2 protein-coding genes and 1 pseudogene are annotated in these 2,713 nt (G+C 58.9%); all 3 read left to right on the forward strand.

Annotated features, from left to right (window positions below; all coding sequences use genetic code 11):
• A pseudogene (locus tag VBE63_RS26955) lies at positions 1-1,012 on the forward strand (ribonucleoside-diphosphate reductase subunit alpha); the annotation flags it as partial.
• Between the two features lie 105 nt (positions 1,013-1,117).
• A complete protein-coding gene (locus tag VBE63_RS26960) occupies positions 1,118-1,882 on the forward strand; it encodes a DUF3298 and DUF4163 domain-containing protein (protein WP_323686078.1) in 765 nt (254 codons plus the stop codon).
• 4 nt (positions 1,883-1,886) lie between these two features.
• Positions 1,887-2,435, forward strand: a complete 549-nt coding sequence (locus tag VBE63_RS26965) for a phosphate-starvation-inducible PsiE family protein (protein ID WP_323683046.1) — start codon at positions 1,887-1,889, stop codon at positions 2,433-2,435.
• The last annotated feature ends 278 nt before the right edge of the window (positions 2,436-2,713 follow it).

Genomic DNA, 2,713 nt, shown 5'->3' on the forward strand with positions numbered 1-2,713 from the left:
CATGCTCGACAACGTCATCGACTATAACTTCTACAACGTGCCGCAGGCGCGCAATTCCAACCTCCGCCACCGGCCAGTGGGCTTGGGTCTCATGGGCTTCCAGGATGCGCTCTACGAGCTGCGCATCCCTTATGCCAGCCAAGACGCCGTCCGCTTCGCCGATCACAGCATGGAGGCCCTGAGCTACTACGCGATCGAGGCCAGCAGCGAGCTGGCCGGCGAGCGCGGACGTTACCAGAGCTTCGACGGCAGCCTCTGGAGCCAGGGCATCCTGCCAATCGACAGCGTTCAGCGACTGGCCGAGGGCCGCGGCGGCTACCTGGAGATGGACACCAGCACCACCCTAGACTGGAACGGCCTGCGCGAGCGGGTGCAGACCGTCGGCATGCGCAACAGCAACTGTCTGGCGATCGCGCCGACCGCGACCATCAGCAACATCGTCGGCGTCAGCCAATCGATCGAGCCGACCTATCAGAACCTGTTCGTCAAATCGAACCTGTCGGGCGAATTCACCGTCGTCAATCCTTACTTGGTGCGCGATCTCAAGGCACTCGGGCTCTGGGACAGCGTCATGGTCAGCGACCTCAAATACTACGATGGCAGCCTGCAGCAGATCGACCGCATCCCCGACGAATTGAAGGAGCTCTACGCGACCGCCTTCGAGGTCGACCCACGTTGGCTAGTCGAGGCCGGCAGCCGACGCCAGAAATGGCTGGATCAGGCCCAGAGCCTGAACCTCTACATGAGCGAGCCGAGCGGCAAGAAGCTCGACAACCTCTACAAGCTGGCCTGGGTGCGTGGACTCAAGACCACCTATTATTTGCGCTCGATGGGCGCCACCCACGTCGAAAAATCGACCATGGCGGATACCAATAGAGCAAACCGCCTCTCGGCCGTTGGAGGCACCTATCAATCGCCCGGCAAGGCAAAATCGAATGGCGCCGGCAAGCCAGTCGATTCGGCACCGAAGGCCTGCTCGATCGATGACCCAGAGTGCGAAAGCTGTCAGTGATCCGCTGAGCGCAGCCCTAAGCCAGCACCAATGACCTAACGCGGCCAGAACCATGAACCAGCTGATCCAGTGGTTCGATCCCGAAAAGTCCATGGAGCCAATTCAATGACAGCAATGGTTTTACAGCGCACCCTGGTAGCGGCCCTACTCCTGGTCTCGGCCAGCGGCAATCTGACCATGGCCTCAGAGATCGGCCCGGTCGAGGTGACACACGAGGACGGCCTGGTGCGTCTGACCCAAGACGGCCCGAACATCGAGATCGCGGCACAATTCGTTCAACTGAGCGACACAGGCGGCGAGCCCGCTGCCGGTGTCACCGCGGCCAATCGCCTCATCGAGCAACAGGTGCTGAGTCAGATCGACGCGTTTCGCGACGAGTACCAAGGCTTTCTCGCAGGCAACGACGGCAAGCATCTCGGCCCGCCCTGGGGACTCTCGATCACCGGCGAGCTGCTCTACCAAGGCCCAACCTTTTGGACCCTTGATCTCGAGACCTACCATTTCACCGGCGGCGCCCACGGCGGCACCGAGAACCATGCCTTGTTGCTGAGCCGCCAGACCGGTGAGCCGATCCCGGTGTCCGCGCTCTTCAAGCCAGGCAGCGACTGGCTACAACGCCTTTCCGAGGCCAGCTACCAGGCGCTGATCCAGCGCGAGTCGTTCGAGCCCGATGATGAATGGCTGGTCAGTGGCACGGCCCCCGAGCCTGACAATTATCAGGTGCTCCTGCCAATGGCAGAAGGCCTTGAGGTGGTCTTTGGCCTGTATCAGATTGGCCCCTATGCGATCGGCATCACAAGGGTGCGACTGCCCTACTCTGCGCTCAACGCCGTGCTGAATCCGGATCTCTTCCCGAACCAGGAGCCGTAATCTGATGACCAACGCCAATCAGACCAGCAACCAGAACGCGACTGGTCACGACGAGCTACCCACCAACGAACGCGACCCGATCCTGCGCTGGCTGCATCGGATCATGCGCCTCGCCGCCTATGTGCTCGCCATTGCGATGGTGTTCGTGATCCTGGTTGGCGTGATCAGCGTGCTTCACACCATTTTTCTCAATCTGATCCAGCCACCCTATTTCCTGATTCCGGACATCATCAAGACCTTTGGTGCCTTCCTCGCGGTGCTGATCGCCTATGAGATCTTCTCGAACATCAGGCTCTATATCCGCTCTGATGTGTTCCCGATGAAGCTGGTGGTGGCGACCGCGATCATGGCCATCGCACGCAAGATCATCATCCTCGATATGGCCGAGTACAACGCGCTCGATCTGGTCGGCATGGGTGTCATTATCGTCAGCCTTGGCATCACCTACTGGCTGATCTCGCTGGCCGACCGCGATGCCGCCGCCAAAGAGCAACCGCCTGTCGCTGCGAGCACCCTCTTACCTGGCAGTAAGACCGAAGAGAATACCGACTGATGAACCTATAAACCGCAGATGACGCAGATGCGCACAGATTAAAATAATATAAAACAAGATCTCAGCAGGCTTAACAAGGCCATCTAACAGGTGAAGCAATCAACGTCTGCAATGTATTGGAATCTCTGCGTTAATCTGCGTCATCTGCGGTTGAAATGCTTTTTTAGGATGAACGCGGACCTGTCTAAAAGCGCGCTGCAGAGAGTAAGAAACTGTCGCTTCACTTCTTATCGACTTGAGTACCACTGTAGGGCAAGCATGGCCAAGTGCGACTCGTC

The organism is Lamprobacter sp. (genome assembly GCF_034860625.1).
Classification (GTDB): domain Bacteria; phylum Pseudomonadota; class Gammaproteobacteria; order Chromatiales; family Chromatiaceae; genus Lamprobacter.

Bases quoted from the DNA above. Each gene is read 5' to 3' on its own strand.
- VBE63_RS26960 (WP_323686078.1), top strand. From the start codon at position 1,118: ATGACAGCAATGGTTTTACAGCGCACCCTGGTAGCGGCCCTACTCCTG.
- VBE63_RS26965 (WP_323683046.1), top strand. From the start codon at position 1,887: ATGACCAACGCCAATCAGACCAGCAACCAGAACGCGACTGGTCACGAC.